This window comes from Streptomyces sp. PA03-6a (assembly GCF_033792765.1).
Taxonomy (GTDB): Bacteria; Actinomycetota; Actinomycetes; order Streptomycetales; family Streptomycetaceae; genus Actinacidiphila.
The window spans coordinates 1-7314 of record NZ_JARAVK010000351.1; the positions used below are offsets into that span (position 1 = coordinate 1).

A 7314-nucleotide genomic window follows, 5' to 3' on the forward strand; every position below is an offset into this window, starting at 1 on the left:
CCTCCGGCAGGGGTGGCACCACCGGCACCACCGGCACCACCGGTACGGCCGGCACGGCCGGCACGGGCGGGACCTGCGGAGGCTGCGGAGGCAGCGGTGGCGGGGTGCTCATGCGCGGCTCCAGTACTGCTGAGGCGGGTTGAGGAGGTGCCGGGGGAGGGACGCGCGGGTGTGCCACCAGCGCGGTCGGAAGCCGATCCACGCGATGAGCGCGAGGGCGGCGAGCGCCACGAACCAGGCGTAGGGCCTGGCCGGCGTGAGCGGCACCACGACGGCCGGGACGAGGACCCAGAGCATGCTCTTGTGCCACCGCCAGGTCTTGCCCAGGGACTCGGCGGCGAGCCCCCGGTAGAACTCCAGCCGCCCCAGCAGGTCCGGATCGGCCGGGCGCACGGCCAGGCCCTGGTCGACGCAGTGCAAGATGCGCCGGGCGGCCTCCTCGGAGGCGACGACCAGCCTCCGGGTGACCGGGTGCGTGATCATCGAGCCCTCGGCACGCAGCGACCAGATCCGGCTGATCTGGTCGCGCAGCCCGGTGTGGCCGGGACTGTGCGCCAGGGCCTTCTCGTACCAGGTCAGCGCCTCGTCGAAGCGCGAGGAGGCGTACAGGCCGTCGCCGACGGCGAGTTCGGTCCCGAGGTCGCCCGGTGCCAGGTCGTCGGCCTTCATGTACCAGGTCAGGGCCGTGTGGTGGTCGCCGAGCGCGGTGTGGACGTTGCCGATCTGGAAGTGGTTCGCGGCGTCGTCCGGGTCCAGCTGCAGCGCCCTGCGGTGCTCCTGGAGGGCGTCCTGGTAGGCGCCGAGGTCCTGGTGGACGGCGCCCAGCAGTCGCCAGGCGTAGGCGTTGCGGTCGTCGTGGTGCACGGCCTGGCGGAGCTCGTACTCGGCGGCCTGCAGGTCGCCGTCCTCGATGTTCCGCTCGGCGTTGCCCACCCAGTCGCGTACGGTGCCGCCGAGGGTCGGCTGTACGGCCTCCGGCTCCCGGGGCCCCGGCCCCTTCTTCCGGGACCGGGCCAGCCGCCGGTCGTACAGGGCGCGGGCGGAGGGGTCGGTGAGCGCCTTGCGGGCCTCCAGCACGCGCCGCACCTTGTCCTCGGCCTCGCGGCGCTTGTCGGCGGTGGGGGCCTTGCTCGCCTTCCCCGCCCAGCTGCGGTGCTCGCGGTCGAGCTTCCTGCCGATCTCCTCGGCGCTGTCGGCGGTGCCGATCCCGAACTCGGCGTAGTAGTCGGGCACGTCCGTCGTGGTCATGGGGCGTCGGCTCCCGCTCCGGTCAGAGGGCCGCGGTGCGGGACACGCGGTCGCTGAGTTCCTCGAGCTCCTCGGTGCCCAGGTTGTCCGGGCGCTCGACCTCGAACTCGCCGAGCCACTCGCCCGAGGTCAGGTCCTTGACCTCGACGTGGATGATGCCGTCCACGTCGTAGGCGTAGTACACCTCGAAGGGCGCGCCCTTGGGGTACGGCGGGATCTTCAGGGTGCTCTCGCCGACGACCTTCACGTAGTCCAGGTCCTCGCCCTCGCCCTCGGTGACCTGCACCCGCAGCGCGGACTGGCGCTCCCGGACCGTGTAGAAGGTGTCGCTCTCCTTCGCGGGGACCGTGGTGTTGTGCGGGATGATCACCGCGTTGTACTCCGGTGAGCGGGGGGCGTCGTCGTGGACGGCGACCATGCCGAGCGACTGCGAGGTGACGTCCTTGATGGACTTCACCCTGCCCTTGGTGAGCCGGGCCAGGCCGTCGCCGGGGGCGGACTCCACGTGGGCGCCGCTGCCGATGTACTTCTTGCGCTCGGCGGCCTGTTCGGCGCGGACCTCGGCGTCCAGGGCGATCAGCGCGGCCCCCAGGGCCACCACCTCGTCCTGGCTGACGCCGCGTTCCGCGGTCCGCCCGGACAGCCGCTCCACCAGGGCCGGGACCTGCGGCATCCGCGTGGAACCGCCGACGAGCAGCACCCTGTCGACGTCGTCCCAGGTGAGTCCGGACTCCTCCAGGACGCCCTCGGTGAGGATGCGGGTGCGGTCCAGCAGTTCGGCGGTGAGTTCGTCGAACTTCTCGCGGGTGACGCGGATCTGCTCGTGCCGGCCGCCGGCCGAGAGCATGACGACGGCCTGCGGGGCGTTGGACAGGGTGCGCTTGGCGATCTCCGCCTTGTCGCGCAGTTCGGCGAGGGTGGCGGTGTCGTCGGTGAGGTCGGGGCCGCCGGCCGCCATGAAGGCGCCGTTGAGGTGCTCCATCAGCGCCCCGTCCCAGTCGAAGCCGCCGAGGTTGCGGTCCCCGTCGGTGGCGATGACGTCGTACTCGCCGTCCTCGACCTTCATCACGGTGACGTCGAAGGTGCCGCCGCCGAGGTCGTAGACGAGGACGGTGCCGACCCGCTCGTCCTCGTCCTGGTCGAGCCCGTACGCGAGGGCGGCCGCGGTCGGCTCGTTGACGATCCGCAGCACCTCCAGGCCGGCGATCCGGCCGGCGTCCTGGGTGGCCTTGCGGCGGGCGTCGTCGAAGTAGGCGGGGACGGTGATCACGGCGCGCTCGACGGGCTCGCCGAGCATCATCTCGGCGTCCTCCTTGAGCCGCTTGAGGATCAGCGCGGAGATCTCCTCGGGGCGGAAGGGGGTGCCGGACTCCGAGGTGTAGACGGGCGTGGGCTCGCCCATGTAGCGCTTGACGAACTGCACCACGTGGTCCGGGGCGGTGGCCGCGGAGCGTTTGGCCTGCGAGCCGACGACGACGACGTCGCCCTGGAACATCACCACGGACGGGGTGATGTTCTCGCCCTCGCGGTTGCGGACGATGGACGCGGTGCCGGTCCGGTCCGCCACCGCGACAGCGCAGTACGTCGTGCCCAGATCGATTCCCACAACCCGTGCCACAGCCGGGCACCTCCCCGTAGCCGTACGCCAACCGAATCTGCCGGAGCGTCAATCATGCAGCATGCAGGGGTGTTTCGGGGGCGGGATCGACAGGGCCGCGGGGGCCGGGCCGAGGGTCAGGCGCGGCCCATGGCGCGGGTCAGCGCGATCTCGACGACGACCCGGTCCGGGTTGGGGGCGGGGGTGCGGCCGTAGCGCTCGGCGTAGCGCCGTACCGCGTCGGCGACGGCGTCCGGGTCGGTGTTGATCCGGGCCACGCCCTCCAGCGTCGCCCACCGCCCCTTGTCGACCTGGCACACCGCGACCCGGGCCCCTTCGGGCCCGGCCGCCAGCACGTGGGCGACCTTCCGGCTCGCCTTGTTGGTGATCACGCGCGCCAGCCCCGCCTCGGGGTCGTACGTCACGCCCACCGGCACGACGTGCGGGGAGCCGTCGGCCCGGTGGGTCGTGAGCGTGCTCATCAGGTACTCCCGCCAGAAGGCGAGGTAGGCGGGATCTGGTTCGCGTGGGTTGACCGTCATACCGGGAAGGATGTCACCCGGTCGGCGCCAGGGCGACGGAGCCCCGGGCCGAACTGCAAGGGCTTTCCGTGCCCGTCGCTGGCATTCACAGACTTGAGTGGAATAGACTCAACTTGTCTCACGCTGGAGTAGGCAGGTCCGAAACGGTTCCGGAAGGACCCAGAAGGAGGAGTACGCGGACGTGGACGCCGAGCTGACCAACAAGAGCCGCGAGGCCCTGAACGCCGCCAACACCAAGGCGGTCTCGGCCGGGCATGCGGACCTGACCCCCCTGCACCTGCTGCTGGCGCTGCTGGAGCAGCCGGAGAACGACAGCGTGCTGGACGTCCTCGCGGCCACCGGCGCGGACGCCGCCGCGGTGCGTTCCGGCGCCGAGCGGCTGCTGGGCGGACTGCCCAGCGTCCAGGGCAGCACGGTGGCGCCGCCGCAGGCGAACCGCGAACTGCTCGCCGTGATCGCCGACGCGGCGGGGCGGGCGAAGGAACTCGGGGACGCGTACGTGTCCACCGAGCACCTGCTCATCGGCATCGCCCTCAAGGGCGGAGCGGCCGGTGGGCTGCTGAAGGAGTACGGTGCGACCGGCAGCAGGCTGCAGGACGCCTTCGAGCAGATCAGGGGAGGTCAGCGCGTGACGACACCCGACCCCGAGGGCACGTACAAGGCGCTGGAGAAGTACGGCACGGACTTCACCGCGGCGGCCCGCGAGGGCAAGCTCGACCCGGTGATCGGCCGGGACAACGAGATCCGGCGCGTGGTGCAGGTGCTCTCCCGGCGCACCAAGAACAACCCGGTGCTCATCGGCGAGCCCGGCGTCGGCAAGACGGCCGTCGTCGAGGGCCTGGCCCAGCGCATCGTCAAGGGCGACGTGCCCGAGAGCCTGCGCAACAAGCGGCTGGTCGCCCTGGACCTGGGCGCGATGGTCGCGGGCGCCAAGTACCGCGGCGAGTTCGAGGAGCGGCTGAAGGCCGTGCTGGCGGAGATCAAGGCCAGCGACGGCCGGATCATCACCTTCATCGACGAGCTGCACACCGTCGTCGGCGCGGGCGCCGGCGGGGACTCCGCGATGGACGCGGGCAACATGCTCAAGCCGATGCTGGCCCGCGGCGAGCTACGCATGGTCGGCGCGACCACCCTCGACGAGTACCGCGAGCGGATCGAGAAGGACCCGGCCCTGGAGCGCCGCTTCCAGCAGGTGCTGGTGGCCGAGCCCAGCGTCGAGGACACCATCGCGATCCTGCGCGGTCTCAAGGGACGCTACGAGGCGCACCACAAGGTGCAGATCGCCGACGCCGCCCTGGTCGCGGCCGCGACCCTCTCCGACCGCTACATCACCGCCCGCTTCCTGCCCGACAAGGCCATCGACCTGGTCGACGAGGCCGCCTCGCGGCTGCGCATGGAGATCGACTCCTCGCCGGTCGAGATCGACGAGCTGCAGCGCTCCGTCGACCGCCTCCGCATGGAGGAGATGGCGCTGGAGAAGGAGACCGACGAGGCCTCCAAGCAGCGTCTGGAGAAGCTGCGCAAGGACCTCGCCGACAAGGACGAGGAACTGCGCGGCCTCACCGCCCGCTGGCAGAAGGAGAAGGAGGGCCTGAACCGGGTCGGTGAGCTCAAGGAGCGTCTGGACGACCTGACCACCCGGATCGAGCGCGCCCAGCGCGACGGTGACTTCGAAGCCGCGTCCAAGCTGCTGTACGGCGAGAAGCCGAAGCTGGAGGCGGAGCTCGCCGAGGCCACCGAGGCCGAGGAGGTGGCCAAGCGGGGCACCATGGTCAAGGAGGAGGTCGGCCCGGACGACGTCGCCGACGTGGTCGCCGCCTGGACCGGCATCCCGGCCGGCCGCCTGATGGAGGGCGAGACGCAGAAGCTGCTGCGCATGGAGGAGGAGCTCGGCAAGCGCCTGATCGGCCAGGGCGAGGCCGTGCGCTCGGTGTCCGACGCGGTGCGCCGCTCCCGCTCCGGCATCGCCGACCCCGACCGCCCGACCGGTTCCTTCCTCTTCCTCGGCCCGACCGGTGTCGGCAAGACCGAGCTGGCCAAGGCGCTGGCGGACTTCCTCTTCGACGACGAGCGGGCCATGGTCCGCATCGACATGAGCGAGTACGGGGAGAAGCACTCCGTCGCCCGCCTGGTCGGTGCCCCTCCGGGCTACGTCGGCTACGAGGAGGGCGGTCAGCTGACCGAGGCGGTGCGCCGCCGCCCGTACTCCGTGGTGCTGCTGGACGAGGTGGAGAAGGCCCACCCCGAGGTCTTCGACGTCCTGCTCCAGGTGCTCGACGACGGCCGGCTCACCGACGGCCAGGGCCGTACGGTCGACTTCCGCAACACCATCCTCATCCTCACCTCCAACCTCGGCAGCCAGTACCTGGTCGACCCGGTGCTCGGCGACGAGCAGAAGAGGGAGAGCGTGCTGGAGACGGTGCGGGCTTCGTTCAAGCCCGAGTTCCTCAACCGGCTCGACGACATCGTGGTCTTCAGCGCCCTGAACAAGGACGAGCTGCGCCGCATCGCACGGCTGCAGACCGACCGCCTGGCGGACCGGCTGCGCGACCGGCGGATCGCCCTCGACGTCACCGACGAGGCCCTGGACTGGCTCGCCGAGGAGGGCAACGACCCCGCCTACGGCGCCCGTCCGCTGCGCCGGCTGGTGCAGACCGCCATCGGCGACCAGCTGGCCAGGGAGATCCTGGCCGGCGAGGTCAGGGACGGCGACACGGTGCGGGTCGAGAGGGTCGGCGACCGGCTGCTGGTGGGCGCGACCACCGGCAAGACCCTCTGAGGCACCCCGGGAACGGCACGCGAACAGGGCACGGCGGGCCGCGCTTGCACGGCGCGGCCCGCGGTGAGGGAGGATGGGTGTATCCGTACGAAGGGAACTGCAAGGTGAGCATCGACCCGTCCTCGATTCCGAATTTCGGGGGCCAGCCGGACCCCCAGCCCGGCCCTGCCGGGAACGTGGTCATTCCTGACCAGGATCTGGTCAAGCAGCTGCTGGAGCAGATGGAGCTCAAGTACGTCGTCGACGAGGAGGGCGACCTCGCCGCGCCGTGGGAGGAGTTCCGCACCTACTTCATGTTCCGCGGGGAGGAGGACCAGCAGATCTTCGCGGTCCGCACCTTCTACGACCGGCCGTACAGCATCGAGGACAAGCCTCAGCTGCACGAGGCGCTCGACGACTGGAACCGCCGCACCCTGTGGCCGAAGGTCTACACCCACACGCACGACGACGGCACGGTCCGTCTGATCGGCGAGGCCCAGATGCTGATCGGCCTCGGCGTCGGCCTGGAGCACTTCGTCTCCAGCACCGTCAGCTGGGTCCGGGCCTCCATCGAGTTCGAGAAGTGGATCCTCGAGGCCCTCGGGCTGGAGAAGGACGCGGAGTCCACCGACGACGACGGCGAGGACTGAGCGCCCCCACGAGCACGCAATACCTGGCTGAGTACGGTCGCCTCGGTCGGCCGACCGTACTCAGCCGACGCTTGAAGTAGCACCAGACGACTATGCCGCGCCATAGCCGCTCCAGGAACACGACCAGGCCGACCTCTGAAATCTGCAGCCGCGGTTGGATCCGGGACATGCTGAACGGAGCTGCAGACCTGCCCATGCATCAGTGCGGAACCGCTTCACCACCGGTGAGCACACTGTGCTGAGACACCAAGTTCCCTTGCCACGTGGGTCGCGGGGCGGCCATCGATCGCGACACGACGCACCAACAGGCTTGCCGTGCATCGTCAGCCGGGCGACTTCCGTGGGTCATCAGAACCTCCGAAGTGAGCTAAGACGGCAATCCCCCTACACCTGGCGTCCCCACATGGTCAGGAACCGGCCGGTTGCGTCCTTGGAAGTGGTGTAGCGGGTTGGACCTGATGCGGGGGTTTGCTCCGGCGTCTGGGTTGGTGCCCGCATAGACAAACGGCCACCGGCTGA

General features: G+C 70.6%; 5 protein-coding genes and 1 pseudogene. 2 read left to right on the forward strand and 4 right to left on the reverse strand.

What is annotated here, in order from left to right; genetic code table 11:
- Window positions 1-108 precede the first annotated feature (108 nt).
- The 3 genes from PV350_RS42575 to PV350_RS42585 all read right to left on the reverse strand — a co-directional run bounded on the left by PV350_RS42575 (window position 109) and on the right by PV350_RS42585 (window position 3387).
- Window positions 109-1248, reverse strand: coding sequence for a tetratricopeptide repeat protein (locus PV350_RS42575; RefSeq protein ID WP_500338751.1), 1140 nt, complete (start codon window positions 1246-1248; stop codon window positions 109-111).
- A gap of 22 nt (window positions 1249-1270) precedes the next feature.
- Window positions 1271-2866 (reverse strand): Hsp70 family protein, encoded by a 1596-nt coding sequence (locus PV350_RS42580; RefSeq protein WP_500338752.1) that lies wholly within the window; start codon window positions 2864-2866, stop codon window positions 1271-1273.
- Window positions 2867-2982: 116 nt separating this feature from the next.
- Entirely contained in the window at window positions 2983-3387 is a 405-nt protein-coding gene (locus PV350_RS42585) for a pyridoxamine 5'-phosphate oxidase family protein (protein ID WP_499512663.1), read from the reverse strand.
- A gap of 181 nt (window positions 3388-3568) precedes the next feature.
- Between PV350_RS42585 and clpB the strand changes: the two genes are divergently transcribed.
- Together clpB and PV350_RS42595 are read left to right on the forward strand one after the other, a co-directional pair.
- Entirely contained in the window at window positions 3569-6166 is a 2598-nt protein-coding gene (clpB, locus tag PV350_RS42590; protein ID WP_500338753.1) for an ATP-dependent chaperone ClpB, read from the forward strand.
- Window positions 6167-6270: 104 nt separating this feature from the next.
- Window positions 6271-6795, forward strand: coding sequence for a type III secretion system chaperone family protein (locus tag PV350_RS42595; protein ID WP_500338755.1), 525 nt, complete (start codon window positions 6271-6273; stop codon window positions 6793-6795).
- Window positions 6796-6957: 162 nt separating this feature from the next.
- On the opposite strand, the pseudogene PV350_RS42600 reads toward PV350_RS42595, so the two are convergent.
- Window positions 6958-7144 (reverse strand): annotated as a pseudogene (locus tag PV350_RS42600) (helix-turn-helix domain-containing protein); the annotation flags it as partial.
- Window positions 7145-7314 lie beyond the last annotated feature (170 nt).